The organism is Christiangramia fulva (assembly GCF_003024155.1).
In the GTDB taxonomy this organism is placed as follows: Bacteria; Bacteroidota; Bacteroidia; order Flavobacteriales; family Flavobacteriaceae; genus Christiangramia; species Christiangramia fulva.
Genome location: NZ_CP028136.1, coordinates 4,167,057 through 4,187,274 on the forward strand (window position 1 = coordinate 4,167,057; position 20,218 = coordinate 4,187,274).

20 protein-coding genes are annotated in these 20,218 nt (G+C 37.1%); 16 read left to right on the forward strand and 4 right to left on the reverse strand.

Annotated elements, in window-relative coordinates:
- Positions 1-141: 141 nt before the first annotated feature.
- From C7S20_RS18500 to C7S20_RS18510, 3 genes are all read right to left on the reverse strand, one after another.
- On the reverse strand, positions 142-1,896 hold the full coding sequence (locus tag C7S20_RS18500) for a beta-N-acetylhexosaminidase (protein ID WP_227009051.1): 1,755 nt from the start codon (positions 1,894-1,896) through the stop codon (positions 142-144).
- 344 nt (positions 1,897-2,240) lie between these two features.
- Positions 2,241-2,447, reverse strand: coding sequence for a hypothetical protein (locus C7S20_RS18505; protein WP_107013846.1), 207 nt, complete (start codon positions 2,445-2,447; stop codon positions 2,241-2,243).
- Between the two features lie 262 nt (positions 2,448-2,709).
- Complete coding sequence (locus tag C7S20_RS18510) at positions 2,710-5,025, reverse strand: glycoside hydrolase family 3 protein (RefSeq protein ID WP_107013847.1); 2,316 nt, start codon at positions 5,023-5,025, stop codon at positions 2,710-2,712.
- 162 nt (positions 5,026-5,187) lie between these two features.
- Between C7S20_RS18510 and C7S20_RS18515 the strand changes: the two genes are divergently transcribed.
- The 3 genes from C7S20_RS18515 (at position 5,188) to C7S20_RS18525 (ending at position 8,010) form a co-directional block, all read left to right on the forward strand.
- Positions 5,188-6,117 (forward strand): ion channel, encoded by a 930-nt coding sequence (locus C7S20_RS18515; protein WP_107013848.1) that lies wholly within the window; start codon positions 5,188-5,190, stop codon positions 6,115-6,117.
- 200 nt (positions 6,118-6,317) lie between these two features.
- Entirely contained in the window at positions 6,318-6,824 is a 507-nt protein-coding gene (locus C7S20_RS18520; protein WP_227009052.1) for a hypothetical protein, read from the forward strand.
- A gap of 238 nt (positions 6,825-7,062) precedes the next feature.
- A complete protein-coding gene (locus tag C7S20_RS18525; protein ID WP_107013849.1) occupies positions 7,063-8,010 on the forward strand; it encodes a ketopantoate reductase family protein in 948 nt (315 codons plus the stop codon).
- A gap of 25 nt (positions 8,011-8,035) precedes the next feature.
- Here the strand turns inward: C7S20_RS18525 and C7S20_RS18530 are convergent, their stop codons facing one another.
- Positions 8,036-8,998, reverse strand: a complete 963-nt coding sequence (locus tag C7S20_RS18530) for a fatty acid desaturase family protein (RefSeq protein WP_227009053.1) — start codon at positions 8,996-8,998, stop codon at positions 8,036-8,038.
- A 418-nt stretch (positions 8,999-9,416) separates the two neighbouring features.
- On the opposite strand from C7S20_RS18530, the gene C7S20_RS19600 reads away from it, so the two are divergent.
- The 13 genes from C7S20_RS19600 (at position 9,417) to C7S20_RS19840 (ending at position 20,155) form a co-directional block, all read left to right on the forward strand.
- Positions 9,417-9,554: an SRPBCC family protein gene (locus tag C7S20_RS19600; RefSeq protein WP_159039988.1), complete on the forward strand. Its 138-nt coding sequence runs from the start codon at positions 9,417-9,419 to the stop codon at positions 9,552-9,554.
- A gap of 24 nt (positions 9,555-9,578) precedes the next feature.
- The gene (locus C7S20_RS18535) at positions 9,579-9,914 is read left to right on the forward strand and encodes an SRPBCC domain-containing protein (RefSeq protein WP_257791356.1); all 336 of its coding nucleotides are present in this window, start codon (positions 9,579-9,581) and stop codon (positions 9,912-9,914) included.
- Between the two features lie 12 nt (positions 9,915-9,926).
- Complete coding sequence (locus C7S20_RS18540) at positions 9,927-10,487, forward strand: DUF4256 domain-containing protein (protein ID WP_107013852.1); 561 nt, start codon at positions 9,927-9,929, stop codon at positions 10,485-10,487.
- 154 nt (positions 10,488-10,641) lie between these two features.
- The gene (locus tag C7S20_RS18545) at positions 10,642-12,264 is read left to right on the forward strand and encodes a helix-turn-helix transcriptional regulator (protein ID WP_107013853.1); all 1,623 of its coding nucleotides are present in this window, start codon (positions 10,642-10,644) and stop codon (positions 12,262-12,264) included.
- A 163-nt stretch (positions 12,265-12,427) separates the two neighbouring features.
- Positions 12,428-13,366 (forward strand): amidohydrolase family protein, encoded by a 939-nt coding sequence (locus tag C7S20_RS18550; RefSeq protein ID WP_107013854.1) that lies wholly within the window; start codon positions 12,428-12,430, stop codon positions 13,364-13,366.
- 1,170 nt (positions 13,367-14,536) lie between these two features.
- A complete protein-coding gene (locus tag C7S20_RS18560; RefSeq protein WP_107013856.1) occupies positions 14,537-14,905 on the forward strand; it encodes a hypothetical protein in 369 nt (122 codons plus the stop codon).
- A 381-nt stretch (positions 14,906-15,286) separates the two neighbouring features.
- Positions 15,287-15,736 (forward strand): RDD family protein, encoded by a 450-nt coding sequence (locus C7S20_RS18565; protein ID WP_107013857.1) that lies wholly within the window; start codon positions 15,287-15,289, stop codon positions 15,734-15,736.
- Positions 15,737-15,914: 178 nt separating this feature from the next.
- Positions 15,915-16,646, forward strand: coding sequence for a phospholipase D family protein (locus C7S20_RS18570; RefSeq protein ID WP_107013858.1), 732 nt, complete (start codon positions 15,915-15,917; stop codon positions 16,644-16,646).
- 325 nt (positions 16,647-16,971) lie between these two features.
- A complete protein-coding gene (locus C7S20_RS18575; RefSeq protein ID WP_107013859.1) occupies positions 16,972-17,310 on the forward strand; it encodes a hypothetical protein in 339 nt (112 codons plus the stop codon).
- A gap of 305 nt (positions 17,311-17,615) precedes the next feature.
- Positions 17,616-17,990, forward strand: coding sequence for an ArsR/SmtB family transcription factor (locus C7S20_RS18580; protein ID WP_107013860.1), 375 nt, complete (start codon positions 17,616-17,618; stop codon positions 17,988-17,990).
- Positions 17,987-18,589: a mercuric transport protein MerTP gene (gene merTP / locus C7S20_RS18585; protein WP_107013861.1), complete on the forward strand. Its 603-nt coding sequence runs from the start codon at positions 17,987-17,989 to the stop codon at positions 18,587-18,589. The genes C7S20_RS18580 and merTP overlap by 4 nt, the downstream gene beginning before the upstream one ends.
- A 1-nt stretch (position 18,590) precedes the next feature.
- Positions 18,591-19,937 (forward strand): dihydrolipoyl dehydrogenase family protein, encoded by a 1,347-nt coding sequence (locus tag C7S20_RS18590; protein WP_107013862.1) that lies wholly within the window; start codon positions 18,591-18,593, stop codon positions 19,935-19,937.
- An 11-nt stretch (positions 19,938-19,948) separates the two neighbouring features.
- Entirely contained in the window at positions 19,949-20,155 is a 207-nt protein-coding gene (locus C7S20_RS19840; RefSeq protein ID WP_107013863.1) for a GDCCVxC domain-containing (seleno)protein, read from the forward strand.
- Positions 20,156-20,218 lie beyond the last annotated feature (63 nt).

Here is a 20,218-nt window from a genome sequence, read left to right on the forward strand (position 1 = left end):
ACGTTTTCAGATTTTATTTCAGTCTGTCATTTTTTGAAAGTAAACCTTCGATACGAAGCACCTTAAAAAGAAAAGCCCTTTCAAAAGAAAAGGCTTTCCAATCGACACAAACAAACTATTAAACAAATCGAGTCGTAGTATTTACTTACTATTATCAGCTTCGGTTTCTGAAAAAACCTGCGTGGCATAATTCAGTCCCATCTGATCATATTTTTTTCGGAGTCCGGTGAGTCTTTCCTTGAATCCGCTCCAGTCTTTATCGGCATTATCGGTCCAGGCTACTTCAGCGATCGCGGCCAGTCGTGGCAACAACATATATTCCAGTTTATCCATAGTCGGGATATATTCCGTCCACATATTCGCCTGCGTTCCCAGGATATGCTCATGTTGTTCCGGAGTTAATTCTTCCGGAAGGGGATTATAAGAATACACCTTCTCAACGGGAAGATAACCGCCAATCGCCAGGGGTTCGTTCTCTTTATCCTTGCTTTGGTAATAATCGAAATAACAGTAATCTGTAGGCGTCATGATCACGTCATGGCCCTGTTTGGCAGCTTCGATACCGCCTTCTTCACCTCTCCATGACATCACGGTGGCATTAGGGGCAAGTCCGCCTTCGAGGATCTCATCCCAGCCAATGATCTTTTTGCCTTTGCTGTTGATATATTTTTCCATTCGCTGAATGAAATAGCTCTGCAATTCATGCTCATCCTTAAGACCAAGCTCTGCTATTCGTTTCTGACAGCTGGGGCATCTTTCCCAATTGGCTTTTGGAGATTCATCACCGCCAATATGGATGTATTCTGAAGGAAATAAAGGAACGATCTCATCGATCACATTCTGAAGGAATACAAAAGTGGAATCTTTCCCCGCACAATACACATCATCAAAGATTCCCCAGGTTTCCTGAACGATCTTATTTTTCCCTTCTGCCTGAAGTTGTTTGCTTTTTTCAGACATCATGTCGTTATCAACTTCTGTTTTTTCATTAGGGAAACAGCTCAGGTAAGGATATGCGGCAATTGCGGCGCTGCTGTGACCGGGCATTTCGATTTCCGGAATTACAGTAATATGTCTTTTTCCGGCGTAAGCCACTATATCTTTAACCTCTTCCTGGGTATAAAATCCGCCGCTGCGCTCATTGTCATTAGAAGTACCGGGTTTATGCCCCACAATAGTTCCATTGCGGTAAGCACCAACTTCGGTAAGTTTAGGATATTTCTTTATTTCTATCCTCCACCCCTGGTCTTCGGTGAGGTGCCAGTGAAATGTATTGATCTTGTGCAGGGCGAGAATGTCTATGTATTTTTTAACCTCATCTACATCAAAGAAATGCCTTCCCACATCAAGATGAGTTCCGCGGTAAGCGAATTCGGGAGAATCATTTATTTCAACCGAAGGAACTATAAGGTCTCCGTTTTCGGTTAATATAAGCTGCCGAAGAGTTTCAACAGCGTAGAAAATACCTTTGGCTGAACCACCTTCAATCTTGATCTCTTCCGGAGTAACTTTTAAATGATAGGCTTCTTCACCAAGAGAAGGATTTTTGGTAAAAATGACCGGTTTGCCATCTTCAGAAACTTCAATGGCCTTCTGAAAATCAGATTGCGCGTAGTCTTTTAAAAAATTCGCTTCATTCTCGAATTCTCCTGCCTGTAGGTCCACATCGTCTGAAAGAAGGAAAGCACCTTCATCAGGAATTAGCTTTGAAGGCTTGGGGACTATGTAATAATCAGCTTCCTGGTTATCCCTTTCGGTATATTTAGAAGAATTACAGGAGGCTAAGCTCATTAGCATTGCAGCTAAAAAAAGTACCGAAAGGCTTTTAAGTAAAGCTTCGATGCGCCGGTCTTTGGCGGTAAGGCTGATCGTTTTGTTCAAAGTATTAGTGTTCATTGTTTATAATTCCTGAGTGATATTTGGGTCTTTATCCTTGTTTTATGTTTAAAAGATACCTTTTTAAATATTATTCTATAAAAATAGAAATAAATTAGTTAAAACCTAAACATAAGTAATAAATTTATTAAAGTGAAAAAACTTTAAAAATTATTTTAAAATTATAGTTTTCCTTTTCTAATCGGGAAACCACTTTCCTTTCCGCCAGTTTCAGCTGATGCTTCGGAAATATTTTCAGCTGAGATTAAACCACAAAAATTACCCTGGAATGAAACAAACCTGGAACCCGGTCCAAAACAAAAAAAGATTTTTAAATAAAAAGATTTTGGGAAAACAGCGGAAGATTATTTTTGGTTAAGCGATATCTTTCCCTTATTTTTTTCACTGCACATTTCTTTCGAGGCGTGTTTATCAAAGAGATGTCTTATTTCTTCACTGTCCTCGAACCTGATCTGGTTGAGGGTTTTGTTTCGGGACATCATTCTAAACCATAGCCCGACAGCTGTCAATACTACTATTCCCCCGATTATATAGTACAATAATAACAGCATAATAAGCCAGTTTAAATATTAAAAATCACCGAGGGCGCATCCTCTCTTCAAATGCATAATTAAAATAAGAATTTAAAAGCTGTAATTCTAAAAAATATTTCGGTCTTTTCCCGAATATAAGAAAGAATCATAATTCGGTTCAAATTGGCTGATTTTGGTTTAATTATACCCATTAATCAAACCCATTTCCGAATTTGAGACAAAACGTTTTATTGAATAACACTTTCAGAAATTACTAACCGGATAGATGCAAGATCAGGCACTATTTGTCAGGCACATATTTTTCTGTTCGCTGGTCTTTTATTACTCCGTTCCAGTTTAATCCATAGCCAAAGTCATATACGTGACCTTCTGAATCTTTATATGGAATCATATCAAAAGGTACATCTTCATTTTGCTGTTCTACAGTTTTCATATTCACGGGCATCTGCAAAGGAAGCAAACCCGAAGGTTCGGTTTTTCCAGAAATAATATCAAGCACGGCCTGAGTGGAAATTCCAAAATTTAATACTATTCCATCTGCCATATTTTCAAATTCGGAAAAAATCATGGGTTTGTTCGCAGTAACCGAAACGATTACCGGTTTATCTTCCATTAGCATTCGGGTGTCTTCAATGGTTCGCAGATCCATAATATTAGTGGCGGTGCTGGTCTTGTTTTTATAAGAACGATTTGTGATATCTGGATCAACCACGGGATCACCGGCAGCAATACTCTGTTCCCGTGCATTTGTGGCTGTATAGGTTCCATATTGAAGCGAAATGGGAACATAGCCGTTGCCTCCCTGTTTCCTGTCAAATTCGCTGTAACCGCCTTCCTTGCTCTGAGGACTCTCAACAAACACTATAGCAAAATCGGCTTTTTTGGGATCTTCGGTGAGATTATAATATTTCTTTACCACACTGGTATCTACCGGAAATTTCAGACTTGCAGGTGTCGCATTTCCCCACCAGTCGGCTTTCACAGGACTATATATTTTGGGAATATAAACGGTAGACCTTTTTTTTCGCGGAAGCACCTGCGCCCTGTTTTTTAATAGAATAATAGATTTTAGCTGTGCCTCATAACCGGCCTTCATAAAAACAGGATTTCCTACAATAGCTTTTGTTTCTTTCAAATTTACATATGGATTTTCGAATAATCCCACCCTGAAAATATTCATAAGCAATCTTACTGCTGAACGTTCAAATCTTTTCCGCATAAAATCTTCCCCAAATTCATTTATTCCCATTTGGTAAGCGGCTAGAACAGGTTCCTTATCATTATTCCCTCCAAACTGATCAACACCGGCCTTTATAGCCTTATAATGCCTTTCATCTACCGATAGTTTTTCTGTGCCCCAGGGTTTTCCAGCGAAAGTTCCCGGAGTAGTTCCTTCATTAGCAGTAATGAGCCAATCTGTACACACTACCCCGTCGTAACCGTATTTATCACGCAGTAATTCGGTGATCATATATTTGCTGAAACCGTTTCCCACATTTTCATTATAGACCTCATCACGGTTAAAGCTGATTGTGTAATAAGGCATAACTGCCGACGCTTCCTCTGTTCCTCCATCGAGTTTAAAGGCTCCTTCTACAAAAGGTTTCAGGTGGGTTTGGAAATTATCCCCGGGATAAACAGCGAATTTTCCCATGGCCCAATGCGCGTCACGACCTCCTTCTTCAGGACCCCCTCCCGGCCAGTGTTTTACCATCGCGTTGACACTTTCATAACCCCAGCCATTTTTAATTGCAGCATCCCCCTGTGAAGATTGAAATCCTTCTATATAAGCTTTTCCCATATCCTTAACCAGCTCTGGCGACTCACTAAAAACATTTGCTATGCGATACCAACGTGGCTCTGTTCCCAAGTCAACCTGAGGCGACAAAGCTGTAGTTATTCCCAGCGCCCGGTATTCTTTTGATGCCATGGTGGCGAACTGCTTTACCAGTTCAGGATCGAAAGTAGCTCCCATCGCCAGTCCGTCAGGCCATAAGGAGATTTGCCCTCCTGCACCCGCATTGAATTCTGAAGTAACTTTTGCAGTATTTCGGGGATCAGAACTGTTATTAGCCGGAATGCCTAATCCCAAACCTTCCGCAAAAGCCTGTACATTATTATTCCATTCTGCAGCCACTTCAGGCGATCTTACTGAAGTGACCAGGATATGCCTTAAATTATCTTCTTTCAGGAATTTTTTTTGTTGATCTGAAATGGCCGAAGCGGGCATTCCACTTTCTTTTAAAGCTTTGCCATTATAGGTGCCTGCTCCAAAACCAAAAGGATTGGCAGGAATGCTCTGATGGGCACTGTATAACATTAAACCCGCAATTTGCTCAATGGTCATTCTGGAAGCCAGGTCTTTCGCTCTCTCTTCAGCAGATAAACGCCAATCTTCATAGGGATCAACTTTGCCATTTTTGTTGAGATCTTTAAATTTTTCCCCATCTGCACTGAGGATCTTTACTCCGGAACTTTTACTATATCCCAATTCTTTACCACTCCTGCTTTTTACTATCTCTACATCTGATCCCTGAGAAAAAGAAGTCTGAGCTATGAGAATCAAACAGAGCATTACAATAAATCTTTGACGCATTTCCTTATTTTTTCTTAGAAGAGTTTACCGTATAAAGATATTGATTTAGATTTTTAGCAACCAAACCCAAAATAATAGGTAAGATTAGTTCTAAAATGGCACTTCAGATATTTAAGTATATTTACTTTTTTACAAAGGGTTTTAATTTCTACGGCACATTAAATGGCAATAAAAAAACGAAGATATAGTGATCTCGGGCTGGATACAAAATCTCATTCCAAAGGCTACCGGGCGTTGAATAAAGACGGAAGTTTTAACGTCGAGAAAAAGAATGTTTCCTTTTTTGAAAGGCTCAACAGTTTCCACTCTCTTGTCTCTATGTCATGGTTTCAATTTTTTGTAGTTATCGGGATCGTATATTTCGTGATCAATTTGGTGTTCGCGACCATTTACCTGGCGGTAGGCCTTGAACATCTTACGGGCATTGTCGGGAGGACCTTATCAGAAAAATTTATGGAAGCCTTTTTCTTCAGTGCGCAGACCATCACCACGCTCGGTTACGGAAGGGTTGCTCCCATTGGCACCCTGGCCAATATAGTCGCGGCAACCGAATCTATGCTGGGGTTACTCACTTTTGCCCTGGCCACCGGACTCATGTACGGTCGCTTTTCAAAACCCACGGCGACTATCAAATACAGTAAGATCGCGGTAATGGGTCCCTATGAAGATATTAATGCTTTTATGCTTCGGGTGGTGAATCCGAAGAAGAATCAGCTGGTAGAAGTTGAAGTAAACCTGACGCTTTCCCTAAAAAGATCAGATTCTGAAAAAAGGGATTTTTACACTCTTGAAACCGAACGATCTAAAGTAGTCTTTTTCCCAACCATGTGGACGATCGTACATCCCGTTGATAAAAGCAGTCCGCTTCACGGAGTTTCAGAACCTGAATTACTGGCAAGGGATGCGGAATTTATTGTAATGCTCAAAGCCTTTGATGAATCTTTTTCCCAAACGGTTTATTCCCGTTCTTCCTATAAAGCTCCAGAAATAAAATGGGGAAGAAAATTTGTATATCTCACCCAGCAACAGGGCAGCGGACTCGTAATAGACGTTAGCAAAATTGATGAAACCCAGGAGATGGAGCTAAACTGAACATAAAGATCCTAATCTAAAGATCAGTTGTTCCTTCACTACCTGATATTCTAATCCAGCTTTTAATATAGTTCCGGTAACTTCACATTATTTAAAAACTATCTTTAATCGGAACCATTTTTTGAACATCTGGAAACAAACATTTTTCATCTGAAAAATGATATTCATCATATTTTTAAAAGATAACAAGACTGACCTTTATGTATAAATTTACCACTATGGATCTTACTCACGTACACTTGTTAGTCACTCATCTTCCAATTTATGGTTCAATTTTAGGAGGATTTGTTTTAGCTTACGGAATTTGGGCCAAAAGCTCACCTACCGTGGTCGCTGCTTATTTTATTTTTATTATTTCTGCTCTTGGCGCAGGAATCGCCTATGCGACCGGAGAATCGGCAGAAGAAACCCTTGAAGGTCTAAAGCTGCTCAATAAGGGTAAAGTTGATCAGCATGAAGACTTTGCGCTCTCAGCCCTCTGGGGATTTATTATCCTGGGTATTGCAGGCATTATTGGCTTATTCTTCTCCCTAAAAAATTGGGCCGGTACACAATACGTCAGCTTTATTATCTTATTTATGGCTTTTATTAGTTTCGGACTTGTCGCGTATACCGGGTTCCTGGGTGGTCAGATTCGGCATACAGAATTAGAAGGGACTAATAACTCCAGGGCTACCGATTTCCGGCAGGGAGAAGAAACTGACTAAAGCTGATATTTACTCATTTTAGTACTTTTAGCAAGTGCTTTCCATGGCTGAAACCTTCTGAATTTCTGCCAGGACTCATCATTTTATCCTGCAACTTCTGGATTGCTCAGGTGTCGAATTTTCCCGGAAATGGAGAGATCTTTTTAGCCTTTACCCAAAATGAACAATTCTTTTTAAATTTATTTTTCATTTAAATTCTTGAAGAAATCCTGTTTCTGTTTTTATAGACACACGTAAAATGAATATTTTAATATACGGAATCGGTGGCGTGGGAGGCTATTTTGGCGCAAAACTGGCCATCACAAAACACCATATCACTTTTATAGCACGCGGCGCGCATTTAGAGGCCATTAAAAAGAATGGAATCACGGTAAAAAGCATCCTTGGTGATTTTCATTCACGTCCCGGCCTCGCCACTGATGATTTAAAGAAAATACCGGCTCCCGATCTGGTGATTTTTGGTGTTAAAAGCTGGCAATTAGCCGAAGCCGCTAAAAATCTAAAGCCTTACGTAAAATCTGAAACTATATTCCTTCCCTTGCAGAACGGAGTGAAAAATTCAGAAATTTTGATGGAGTTTTTTCCTCAAAATCAAATTCTGGGCGGCCTCTGCAATCTTATTAGCTTTATTGAATCTCCGGGAGTGATAAGACATTCAGCCTTTAATCCCGGTATAACCTTCGGCGAACTTAACAATATTAAGACTTCACGTATTCAAATGATCAGTGATTTATTTGAAGAAGCCGGAATCAAACATTTGATAGCTGACGATATCCATCGGGAGATCTGGAAAAAATTCCTTTTTATATGCACGATTAGTGGTCTTGGCGGACTTACACGAGTGCCTATTGGAGCTATGCGGGAGAGTGAGTATTTATATGAAATGATGCAAAAAACAGCTCATGAAATTGTTTTACTGGCACAGGCCAAAGGAATAAATCTGGATCAAAACGATGTATCGCGGGTTTTCAGGATCATAAATGACCAGGATCCCGAAAGCACGGCTTCCACCCAACGCGACCTGATGGAGGGAAGACCTTCAGAACTTGAAACTTTTAATGGCTATGTGGTTCAGGAAGCTCGAAAAGAAAACATTGCCGTGCCGGTAAATACGCTAATTTATGAGTGTCTTTTACCCATGGAAAAAAGAGCGCGTAAAATATCAGCCGTGAAGAATAGGAAATAACACCTCTATTTTATGTTGTTCAGCTTTATTTACCCAGCGATTTCAGCATTTTAACATGATCTGAAATGGCGCCGGCAAAACTGGATTTTTCATTATAGGGAATTCCGTATTCCAGAGCCGTACTTTTTACAATGGGTGAAATTTGTCGATAATGCACATGACAAATATTGGGGAATAAATGATGCTCTATCTGGTAATTTAATCCGCCTATCATCCAGGATAAAATTCTGCTTTTAGGAGCGAAATTAGTAGTGGTCAAGAATTGATGTACCAACCAGTTATTTTTGATCTCCCCATCCTTATTGATTTCAGGAAATACAATTCCCGGCATTATATGAGCCACCTGAAATACACAACTTATCATTAATCCGGTAACGAGATGCATACAAACAAATGCCAGTAGAACGATCCAGAAGGAAAATGGTAAAAAGATGGCCGGTAAAACAAGCGCGTAGATATAATATGACAATTTCCAGATGGAAAGTTCTATTAATTTTTCCTGAAATTCCTTTTTGGATTCGATCAGGCCAATATTTCTATATCTGAATAATTTTACAAAATCTTTCATTGTAATCCACGCCAGGGTGGAAATACCATAAAAAAACCAGACATAGATAAACTGAAATTTATGGATTTTATATTTCTTTTTATGAGGTGAAAACCTGAGGAAAAATGGCATATTTATATCATCATCAGATTCGGGAATATTTGTAAAAGTATGATGAAGCACATTATGCTGAAGTCTCCAAACCGTGGAATTCGCTCCGATAAAATTCATGGTATATCCCAAAAACCTGTTCAGGCGTGAATTATTCGAGTAAGAACCATGAATGGCATCGTGCATAACTCCCATGCCAATACCAGCCATCCCGAAACCACTAATAATATAAAGAGTGAAAAGCATCCCGACAGAATGCACAATTCCGAGGGAAAGAATTAACAGAGGAATAGTAAAAAGGGAAAGCATGAGCACCGTTTTCAATTTCATGCTTAAGTTGGCATGAGTAGACAAGTTGTTATCTTTAAAGTACTTACGGACCCTCTTTTGTAATTCGCGGACAAATTTTCTGTCAGCCGATTTGGAAAATTTTGGATGTTGCAAAGGTGAATATATTTGAATAGAAAAGAGGGAAAAAGTACTTAGACGGAAGACTATTCAGATATAAGCGTCAGAACCTGTTTTCTGGATATTGAACTTTCAAAAATAATTGAAAGCTATAAATCAGTTCGTAATATTAAGCACAAATATTATGCCTATGATTATTAATTATATTTTTATTGAAAATAATATGAGAGGGAATAACCGTGGAACCACTCAAAAAGGTCTGAAAACCTATCCGCCAATTTAATATTATCTTTATAGGCTTGCTATTTTGTGAATAAAAACCGAAAAAAATTATCTTTTTATGAAGATAACTAAAGAGGTAACTGTTAGTATATCTAAAGATCAGGCATTCCGTAAATTCCCTGACGATTTCAACGAATGGTGGCCGAAGGAATATACCTGGTCAAAAGATAAATTGGTAGAAATAAGTATTCAGTGAAGAAAGGATGGCCTGTGCACTGAAATTGGTCCTTTCGGATTTCGTTGTGATTGGGGAAGGGTCACAGAAATTGAGGAAAATTCAAAGATCTGCCTTAAATGGCAAATTAGCCCTAAACGGGAACCGGTGCCTGATCCTGAAAAAGCAAGCGACATCTATATTCATTTTTTGGAAAAAGGAGAATCAGGCCTTCTAAAGTTTACTCATTTTAATTTTGAAAACCACGGAGAAGGTTTCGAAAACTACTGTAAAACAATGGATTCTGAAATGGGATGGGATTATATTCTGAAGCGTTTTAAAGAGTACTGCGAAGGAATAAAGAGCAATAATAACCATCAACCCTACAATAAAAGGCAATAAATTTTAAAAATCATGTCGGAAAGAATTTTAGACAAACAGGAAAAGGAGTCGATTTTCAAAATTCTGAAAGATCGTTTTGAGAAAAATCAGGAGAGATTTCAGAATATTACCTGGGAAGATATTAAGTCAAAACTGGAACAAAATCCTGAGAAATTATGGTCTATTAATGAAATGGAAAAAACAGGCGGCAAACCAGATCTATTGGAATATAATAAGGAGGAAAACCGGTTTATCTTCTGTGATTTTTCTAAAGAAAGTCCGGCGCATAGAAGAAGTCTTTGTTACGACAGGAAGGCCCTGGAATCAAGAAAAAAATTTAAACCTGCCGACAGTGTAAAAGATGTTGCTGAAAAAATGGGTGTAGAATTAATGGATGAAGACCAGTACAAAAAATTACAGGCGCTTGGTGATTTCGACACGAAAACTTCCAGCTGGTTAGAAACTCCGGATAAAATTAGAAAATTAGGAGGCGCAATATTTGGCGATTTCAGGTATGGACAGGTATTTATTTACCACAATGGCGCCGATTCGTATTACGCAGCCAGGGGATTTAGAGGAATTTTAAAAATTTAAAAGCTGTGATTAAGACGATCAAACTTACCTTAAACTGAAAATTTCCGTACTTTATAATGGGAAAGAGATCATCCAAAAGAATACAACACTAGATTATTTCCTTAGGCCCTAATTACCGGAATTGCCATTTTAAATTTCAAATCTGATACTTCCGATGAATCAGAAATTCCAAAATTGGACGCAAATATATGTTCAACTACAAAAAGCTGAACAGAAACAGGCTTTAGAACCAAATGATTTGGAAAAATATGCTCTTGCCGCTTACCTAACCGGCAGGGATTCAGAAAGTTTTCAGATCTTAGAAAAAGCGCACCAGGCTTACCTGGATGGAAAAAATACCCACAAAGCCGTAAGCTGTGCATTTTGGCTGGGATTAATGCTTATAAATGCCGGTGAAAAAGCCAGAGGTGGCGGTTGGATGGCCAGAGGCCAAAGGCTTTTAACCGAATTAGGGAATAAAGATTGTGCAGAGAAAGGATTCCTTCTGGTCCCGCAGGCGCTTGGCGAACTTTCTGCCGGACGAGGCGCCATAGCCCAGCAGATCTTCGAACGTGTAATTTCAGCCGGTGAAAAATTCCGAAACAACGATCTTCTCGTACTTGGGCGATTGGGATTGGCACAGGCAATGATCCAGCAAGATGATTATTCAGAAGGTGTTAAACTTTTGGATGAAATTATGATCATGCTGGAAACAGAAGAGATCTATCCGCTGGTAAATGGGATCGTCTATTGCGCCGCTATTGAAACCTGCCGAAACGTTTGGGATATGAAAAGAGCACAGGAGTGGACCTCAGCTCTTAGCCGTTGGTGCGACCTGCAACCCGATATTGTTCCCTTCAGGGGAGAGTGCCTGGTGCGAAGAGCAGAGATCTTTCAGTTGCATGGAGAATGGAAAGAAGCCCTGGAGCAAATAATAAAAGCCTGTGAATTCCTGGTGCAGCACTCTCGAGTTTCGGCTACGGCAGAGGCTTTTTATCGGCAGGCTGAACTTCATCGCCTGACAGGAAATATGGAAAAAGCAGAATCCTGCTATCATGAAGCTGCGAAAAGAGGGAAAAATCCGCAACCCGGTCTGGCCTTATTACGCCTATTACAGGGGCAAAAGGAAATGGCTGAAACATCAATCAATAATACTTTACAGGAAACGAAAGATCCTAAAAAACGTGCCGAGCTTTTACCTGCGGTAGTGAAAATAAAGACATACTTAAAAAACCTGACAGAAGCTGCGGCAGCGGAAAAAGAATTATCGGGAATTGCTGCAAAATTGGAGGTGCCCTATCTTCAAGCCTTGAGCAGGTATTGCAATAGTACGGTACTTTACGCCCAGGGAAATTTCCCGCCAGCATTGGAACATCTCCAAAAATCATTGAAGACCTGGAACCGCTTAAACTTTCCCTATGAAACGGCGTGTGCCAGGGAATTAAAAGGACTACTCTATTCAAAATTGAAGGATAAAGATAGTTCGGAAGCAGAATTAATCGCCGCTAAGTGGATTTTCGAACAATTAAATGCCAAACCGGATCTGGAAAGGCTAAAAAAAACGCTTAACAAGGAGGAAAAGCTTAATACGTATGGCCTCTCACTTCGTGAATTACAGGTGTTGCGCCTGGTGGCATCGGGTAAGACCAACAAAACTTTGGCTGATGAATTGTTTATCAGTGAACGCACCGTCGACCGCCACGTGAGTAATATTTTCAATAAGCTAGGCGTCTCTTCCAGAGTGGAAGCCACCGCTTTTGCCTTCACAAATAATCTATTAAGTAAAAACCCGGAATAATAGGTTTTATACCTACACTTAGAATTTGACCTTTTAAGGTAATTAACTCAATTGGGTAAAATTACCCATTCTCTATCTTCCTCCAAATTGGGTAGTTACCCCGATGCTTTGCAGGCTTGTACCGTTTTATTTTTGAAGTATAAAAGATTCAAATTTGAGAATTATGAAAAATCTGGTGGTTTTATTATTTCTAATGATTTTATTTCAGAATAATTATTCGCAGGTTAAAACCAATCTGAAACCTGAGCCAATTATAGACATGCATATGCATACAGGTCTTCCCCATCCGGTTCCTCCAGGAACACTTTCCCTTTGCCGGCCAGAACCCTGTGAAGGCGATGTGGCAGCCACTATTGATCCCGCTGCTCATCTTAAAAAAACCTTAGAGATTATGGATCGGTACAATATTGTGAAGGCTTTTGTAAGCGGTTTTGACCTTCAAAATATCCATAAATGGAAAACAGCGGCGCCAAACCGATTTATTACCTCCCACTTCATTTTAAATCCAGGAAAACCTGATGTACAGAAACTCAGGGAAGAAATTTCTGCCGGCAATCTACAGGGAATGGGAGAAATAGGCACTCAATTAATGGGAATTCCCCCAAATGATCCAAAACTAGAACCCTATTTTGCCCTGGCCGAAGGACAAGACCTTCCCGTCCTCATCCATACCCTCGGAATTGGTCCGTATATGGCCAATTTTCGCTCTGCGGCAGGAAATCCTTTACTGCTGGAAGACGTACTTTTGAAACATCCTAAATTGCGCCTGTACGTTGAGAATGCCGGATATCCTTATAAAGAAGAAATGATTGCCATGATGTATCAGTATCCGCAGCTTTACGCCGATGTTTCAACCATTACCTGGGTGATCCCGCGCACCGAGTTTTACAATTATTTGGAATCCCTCATAAAGGCAGGTTTGGGCAAGAGGATCATGTTTGGTTCAGACCAGATGGTGTGGCCGGAAAAGATCGCTGAAGCCATAGAAGCGATTGAGCAGGCTCCCTTTTTAACGAAGCAGCAAAAACGCGATATCTTTTATAATAATGCGGTTAGTTTTCTTCATTTGGATGAGTCTGATAACATAGCATCCCAAAGATAAAATTGGAATTTCAATATCTACTTAAAGATAAATTTGCAAAATGCTTATGATAAAAGTTTCTCTGAATTCACGGAGATCGGTTTGAATAGAATTTCTCATAAAAATTGAAACTCGCTTCTCACGAGAACAATTTTGCTGCTGAATTCAATTTGGCTTTCAATTTTTCAGCAGCATTTTCATATGCTACAAATCGCCAAAAAATCATTTCTTTTTCTATTCCGCTTAGGATCCTATAATTTATATTAATAGAACCTTCCCTTAAGCAAACTCTTTTGGACCACCCCCGTATAAACCAGTAAAATCGTAAAAACCAGAATCAAAACGAGCAGGAAACCCCGCAATGCTCCAGTAGTCATAAGAATAGTCAGTTCAGATGCAATTAAATAACGTACAGCAACGTCTATTTTACTAATATGATGTGCTTTAAACTTTTTCATGATTTCTGGGATTAAAAATTCATAAAACCTTTTAATTTATATAACAAAGTTCGGATAAAGCATTATCATTCACATTGATATAGATCACATAATAATATTTCCAGAGATTGTTTTATTTCAGCTTCTAAATGAACTGTATTAAAGAAAATATAGGCTGGATCATTTAGAATCAGGTAGAAAAAAAGCCCCGATCAATGTGATTGGGGCTTTTTAGCGGAGAAAGAGGAACTATCCAAAATTTTATTTCTACCTTATTTACTGGGCTTACGCCAGTTTTTAAGAAAAATAAAGCACCGAATTTATCACCGAATTTAAATTTTTCGAGAATTGATAAAGTTATTAACAATTTTTATCAATTATAAAATTGATATTCTTCCAAAATTAATAAAATTTCTTCCAGTTTTGATAAGTTTAAAATTATTGAACCCCTAAAAAAATAAAAGCAATTATGATTTTAAAATATATGTATTACCAGAACTTCAGTTTGTAAGGAATAAGCATTAACTTCAAAACAGTAAAGAAGACCCACACCTTCGTTTATCCCGCCATCTACTCGGATAAAAATATATATTTATAGACATATAACTAGTTGGCACAAATATTTAGATTGAGATTTACAAAGAACATATTATATTTTTCAGAATATCATTAACATAATATTCTTATTATTAGCAAAATAGAGTCTAATTGACGCAACTTTTGGAGCTTATTAGCATCTTTTAAAAAAGAAATTATGAATTTAAAAAAACTAATCTTAATCGGACTTCTAATTATTGTTGCTTCCTGTAGCAAAAATGAAGACAATAGCAAGCCAGTGTTATTAGGAATTTATACTGAGACTTCACCCTTTTCCGAAACACATACAATAAACTTTGTTGACAATAACAGGTTAATTGTAAATGCTAGAAATTCAACACAAGAAGAATATATTTACGTCCTGAGGGATAATATTATAGAACTTACTCCAACTCGGGATTTATCCAAAAATTGGGATTTAAAAATTAATATTATAAGTAATAAGAAATTTGAGATACAAAATATTTTTTATGCAAGCATACCTGAAGATCCTGATCCTTTACAATTTGTGACGTTCGAAAAATAAAAAATTCTTACCCGTCCTTATTATAAATTATAGCCATACATTTCATATAAATTCGGTTAAGTTAAAGAAAGTAATATAGTTATTAATACTTGTGCCAACAGCGGTTATCGCAAATGCCGGGTTTACAAAAAAGAATTAAATTAGTTTCCATAACAAACCAAAGCGTTAAGCCGACAAATCCGTTTATATAATTCCGCGGCACTTGTCGTTAACCGCGAACCGTTAGCACGCATATTCACAGATATAATCCTAAGCACAAAATTACTGATTTCAAAATATCAGATAAAAAAACAGACAGAAGGAATTATACCATAGCAGCCTAGATGAATAAGAAAGAATTTAATTCACAAACTAAATCCGCAACTTGAATTTTAACTAAAAATGATTGTAACCAATACCAAACCTCATTTGACAAAAAGAATAATAGCAACTCTAATAGATTATGGTATCTATTACTTATTTGTCTTCGTTTTTATAATGTTTTTCGGAGAAGATAATGAAGAAGGTGCTAGACAAGTAACTGGAGCATTAGCATTGATTCCTATACTAGTTTGGTTTATTTACTTTGTTTTATTTGAGTTAACCTTTAATGCGACTTTAGGACACCAATTATTTGAATTAGAAGTTAGGAATATTGATGGAAGTAAAATTGAATTTACACAAGCTCTAAGAAGAAGATTATTGGATTTTATTGATATATGTATGTTTGGAATTCCCGCAATAATTACAATAAAAAACACTGAACATAACCAGAGATTAGGAGATCTTTGGGCTAATACTAAAATTATAAAAGTCCAAAATAAAAAAGCTGACGTAGAAGTAAGTTCGTAGTAAAATACGCGAGCTAACATCGGTTAACGGCCAATATGCGGTATTTGAAGAAAATCGATAACTTAGAACTCCAAACAACAACACCATAAGCCGACAACTCCGCGTGCTAAATTCCGCACACTGGCGTTAACCGGGACCGTTGTAAAAAATTTTTAACCGAAAAAATAGATTAATAAAAATGTCCAAATTTCTTAACACCACAGGTGTTTCTTATCATCTTGAAGAATTAATTAAAAACACGAATGATCGATTAATTTTAATAAGTCCATATCTACAATTTCATAATAGAATAAAAGATCATATACATAATTTGAATATCCAGAAAAAGGATATAAGAATCGTTTACAGAGAAAGTAAACTACAATTAGAAGAAAGTAATTGGCTAGAAAGTCAGATTGGAGTTAGAACAAGTGTATGTTCTACTTTACACGCAAAATGTTATTTAAACGAGAGTGAAGCAATTGTAACATCAATGAATTTATATTCATTTTCTCAACAAAATAATGATGAGATGGGAATATATGTTTCAAAAGAAAAAGACCCTGATTTATATAATGATATATACAATGAAGCGCAAAGACTATTAACAATTAGCGAAGAGATTCGGGTTACGGTCAAAAAAGTCGATAAGCAAGCTGAGGATAAAGTAAGAGAAAATAAAAAGCCAAATAAACCAACAAAAGATTTCTCCAACTCAAAATACTTAACGACTAAAGAGCTTTCTAAAAAAACTGGACTAAGTAGTCGAAAAGTCAATTCAATATTGGTGAAAAAAGAATTGATGTATAAAAAAGATGATGATTGGTATTACACCAAAAAAGGTAATGAATTTGGTGCAGAACAAAAAGAAGGTGCTTATGGTAAATTTATTGTCTGGCCAGAGGAAATAGCAGATAGTATCCTTAAATAATTTGTACAAAAAAAACTTTTTACAACAACGGCTCATCGCCAATAACGGGTATCATCAAAAAAGTGTATTTTTAGAAACCAGGGACTAAATCAAATAAGCCGACAACTCCGCGTCCCAACTCCCGCAACTGGCGATAGCCGAGACCGTTGTAGTGCATTTTATACAAAAATCCTGAGTTCAATAACTTAACGCAACAAATCCTAAATTTAGATTTTTCTGTAGAAAGTTTAAAGAAGCGAAAAATACGAATAAAGTTAGCTACTTATTTATCAATATTTTAAAGCAACCAATTAGGGGAAATTGTATCTACTACAAAAGAAGAATTATGAAAAAAATATTTATACTTATTTTCTTTACGGTAGTATTTCTTGATGTGAGTTGCTCAAAAGATGATAATTCTGCAGAATTTGCTTATGCTTTTTATAATCAAACATCTTGTGCTGATATATGGGGCTATTCCAATGATAAATACGAATTAGCAGAAAAAGTAAAAGATTTTTTTGAGACAGAAAACATTGAAATTTTAGATGTGGAATTTGACAATAAAGGAACTCCACAACTCTGTAACGCATGTATATGTTTAACTGGAAAGAGGATTTTCATTAAAGTGAAAATAGATGATTTAAACGCTATTAAAGAATATGGATTTCAAGAATCTAATTGAGAATATTTCAACTAAAAAAATGCAAATAACTAATTGCCAATAAGCGCACACTTCAAAAAATATAGTCAACAATAAAACGCACAACAACAACGATTAACGCAAATACCGGGTTTTTCAAGAAAGAACTAACTTTAGATTCCAACATTTAAAAATCTTCAGCCGACAAATCCGTTTTCATAATTCCGCGGCACTTGTCGTTAATCGAAACCGTTACCCACAAGCACCTTAATTCCGTAAAGAACCAGAAACATTATTCTATATATTTAAGTATTTGCTTAAATAAGAAATATTTGTAATTTTATGTTATGGAAAAAACTTCTTGCATAAGACAACAAGCCGATATTGAACAAATAAATCGGTGTAAAGACACAGTTTCCGGATTAGACGAATCCTTCAACTATTTAGCAAACGGACTATCATTAGTAGGCAATAGTGTTCGCCTAAAAATACTTTACCTTCTGTTTGAGGAAAAAAGACTATGTGTTTGTGATCTAAGCGACATTCTCGGTATGAACATTTCTGCTATCTCTCAACACTTAAGGAAAATGAAAGACCGCAATCTTTTGGAAACTGATAGAGAAGCCCAAACTATTTTTTACTCACTCACGGCTGAATATGAAAAATTACTAAATCCATTCTTTGAAATACTTGATAAAAACAAAATTTTAAAAGCGGTATGAAAAGTGAAAACAAATTACTCGGTGCAGGTGTGTTAACTGCAATCACAGCTTCATTATGCTGTATTACACCAGTTTTGGCTTTAATCGCAGGAACAAGTGGAATTGCTTCAACATTTTCTTGGATTGAACCTTTTAGACCTTACCTGATTGGACTTACAGTTTTAGTTCTTGGGTTTGCCTGGTACCAAAAACTAAAACCCAAAAAAGAAATTGATTGTCAATGTGAGACGGACGAAAAGCCAAAGTTTATTCAATCAAAAACATTTTTAGGAATTGTAACTGTGTTTGCAGTTGTAATGTTGGCATTCCCATATTATTCAGGGATTTTTTATACAAACACAGAAAAGCAAATAATCGTAGTTGACAAATCGGACATTAAAACAGTTCAATTTAAAATCAACGGAATGACCTGTACAGGTTGCGAAGAACACGTAAACCACGAAGTATATAAACTTGACGGAATTATCAACTCAAAAGCTTCCTACGAAAATGGAAATGCTACCATTGAATTTGACCAAGCCAAAACCAATGAAATGGAAATTGAGAAAGCAATTAACTCAACAGGTTATAAAGTAACTGACAAAAAAGAAATCTATTAGTATGAAGGAATATGATGTATTTATAATTGGTTCAGGAATGTCAGGAATGACAATCGCCAACAAATGTGCCTCCAAAGGATTGACAGTCGGAATTACAGATGAATTACCTTACGGGGGTACGTGTGCATTAAGAGGATGTGACCCCAAGAAAGTCATTTTAGGAGCTACAGAAGTCCGGGAATTTGCTAAAAGACTTAAAAGCAGTGGAATTGATACAATTCCTAAAGTCAATTGGAAAGATATAATGTCATTCAAACAATCTTTTGTGAAGGCAATGCCCCCAAAAATTGAAAAAGGATATGAAAAAAAGGGAATAGATACTTTTCATCATACAGCTAAATTTTTAACTGAAAACACCTTGAGAGTTGGAAATGACGAAATAAAGGCTAATAAAATTGTAATTGCAGCCGGTGCCAAACCAAGGGTTTTAGAATTTGAAGGTGGTCATTTTGCCAAGTCCAGTACTGATTTTTTGAATTTAGAAGAATTACCGAAATCTTTATTATTTATTGGTGGTGGCTATATTGCTTTTGAGTTTGCACAAATTGCAGCAAGATGTGGAGCAGAAGTAACTATAGTTCATCGTGGAAGAAATCCGCTTAAGAATTTTGACCAGGATATTGTTACCCATCTTGTTTCAGCCACAAAAAAATTAGGAATAAAAATTTTCCTTAAAACAGAAGTGGAAGCTATTGAAAAAATCGGTAATAAGTATAGAGTGAAAGGTAAATCTGAAGAAAAAACAGAATATTTTGAAGCTGAAACTGTTTTTAATTCTGCCGGGCGACCTCCGGCGATATTTGATTTGGACTTGGAAAAAGCCAACATTGCTTATTCTAAAAATGGTGTTTCAGTAAATGAATATCTTCAAAGTACTTCAAACCAAAATATTTATGCAGCAGGTGATGCTGCAGATTCGGAAGGCTTGCCTTTAACTCCCGTTGCAGTTTTGGAAGGTCACACAGTTGCGTCGAATATAATTAAAGGTAATTCTAAAGAAATAAGTTACCCACCAATGCCAACGGTAGTTTTTACATTGCCTACTATGGCCTCTGTTGGTTATAATGAATCAAAAGCTAAAGAGCTAAATAGGAATATTCAAGTAAATTATAAAGAGGCTTTAGATTGGTTCAATGCCAAACGTTTGAAGGTAGAAGAATATGCATTTAAAACTGTTATTGATGAAGATACCCAGACAATTTTGGGCGCACAATTAATTGGTCCGCATACTGAAGAAACTATAAATCTCTTTGCGATGGCTATACATACTAAAATGAAGGTGAATGATCTTAAGAAAATGATTTTCTCATATCCTACGATGGCTTCAGACATTCCACATATGCTTTAAAAAAAGAAAAAATGAAAACTATATTAAAATCAGAAATAACCTGTCCAAATTGCGGACATAAAGAGGTGGAAGATATGCCGACAAACGCTTGTCAATTCTTTTACCAGTGTAAGAATTGCAAAAAAGTTCTTAAACCAAAGGAAGGAGATTGTTGTGTTTATTGCTCATACGGCACTGTACCTTGTCCACCAATTCAGGAGAATAAAAGTTGCTGTTAAAACTAAAAAACAAAAGTATCCTGGCCTGTGGGTAACATCGGCTCATCGCAAATAACGGGTATT

What these genes read in the sequence shown, in the direction of transcription:
- C7S20_RS18540 (WP_107013852.1), top strand. Translation starts at nt 9,927, where the DNA reads ATGTCGGAAAGAATTTTAGACAAACAGGAAAAGGAGTCGATTTTCAAA.
- C7S20_RS18545 (WP_107013853.1), top strand. Translation starts at nt 10,642, where the DNA reads ATGAATCAGAAATTCCAAAATTGGACGCAAATATATGTTCAACTACAA.
- C7S20_RS18505 (WP_107013846.1), bottom strand. Translation starts at nt 2,447, where the DNA reads ATGCTGTTATTATTGTACTATATAATCGGGGGAATAGTAGTATTGACA.
- C7S20_RS18565 (WP_107013857.1), top strand. Translation starts at nt 15,287, where the DNA reads ATGATTGTAACCAATACCAAACCTCATTTGACAAAAAGAATAATAGCA.
- C7S20_RS18515 (WP_107013848.1), top strand. Translation starts at nt 5,188, where the DNA reads ATGGCAATAAAAAAACGAAGATATAGTGATCTCGGGCTGGATACAAAA.
- C7S20_RS19600 (WP_159039988.1), top strand. Translation starts at nt 9,417, where the DNA reads ATGAAGATAACTAAAGAGGTAACTGTTAGTATATCTAAAGATCAGGCA.
- merTP (WP_107013861.1), top strand. Translation starts at nt 17,987, where the DNA reads ATGAAAAGTGAAAACAAATTACTCGGTGCAGGTGTGTTAACTGCAATC.
- C7S20_RS18570 (WP_107013858.1), top strand. Translation starts at nt 15,915, where the DNA reads ATGTCCAAATTTCTTAACACCACAGGTGTTTCTTATCATCTTGAAGAA.
- C7S20_RS18530 (WP_227009053.1), bottom strand. Translation starts at nt 8,998, where the DNA reads ATGAAATTGAAAACGGTGCTCATGCTTTCCCTTTTTACTATTCCTCTG.
- C7S20_RS18520 (WP_227009052.1), top strand. Translation starts at nt 6,318, where the DNA reads ATGTATAAATTTACCACTATGGATCTTACTCACGTACACTTGTTAGTC.
- C7S20_RS19840 (WP_107013863.1), top strand. Translation starts at nt 19,949, where the DNA reads ATGAAAACTATATTAAAATCAGAAATAACCTGTCCAAATTGCGGACAT.
- C7S20_RS18580 (WP_107013860.1), top strand. Translation starts at nt 17,616, where the DNA reads ATGGAAAAAACTTCTTGCATAAGACAACAAGCCGATATTGAACAAATA.
- C7S20_RS18560 (WP_107013856.1), top strand. Translation starts at nt 14,537, where the DNA reads ATGAATTTAAAAAAACTAATCTTAATCGGACTTCTAATTATTGTTGCT.
- C7S20_RS18510 (WP_107013847.1), bottom strand. Translation starts at nt 5,025, where the DNA reads ATGCGTCAAAGATTTATTGTAATGCTCTGTTTGATTCTCATAGCTCAG.
- C7S20_RS18550 (WP_107013854.1), top strand. Translation starts at nt 12,428, where the DNA reads ATGAAAAATCTGGTGGTTTTATTATTTCTAATGATTTTATTTCAGAAT.
- C7S20_RS18590 (WP_107013862.1), top strand. Translation starts at nt 18,591, where the DNA reads ATGAAGGAATATGATGTATTTATAATTGGTTCAGGAATGTCAGGAATG.
- C7S20_RS18525 (WP_107013849.1), top strand. Translation starts at nt 7,063, where the DNA reads ATGAATATTTTAATATACGGAATCGGTGGCGTGGGAGGCTATTTTGGC.
- C7S20_RS18575 (WP_107013859.1), top strand. Translation starts at nt 16,972, where the DNA reads ATGAAAAAAATATTTATACTTATTTTCTTTACGGTAGTATTTCTTGAT.
- C7S20_RS18500 (WP_227009051.1), bottom strand. Translation starts at nt 1,896, where the DNA reads ATGAACACTAATACTTTGAACAAAACGATCAGCCTTACCGCCAAAGAC.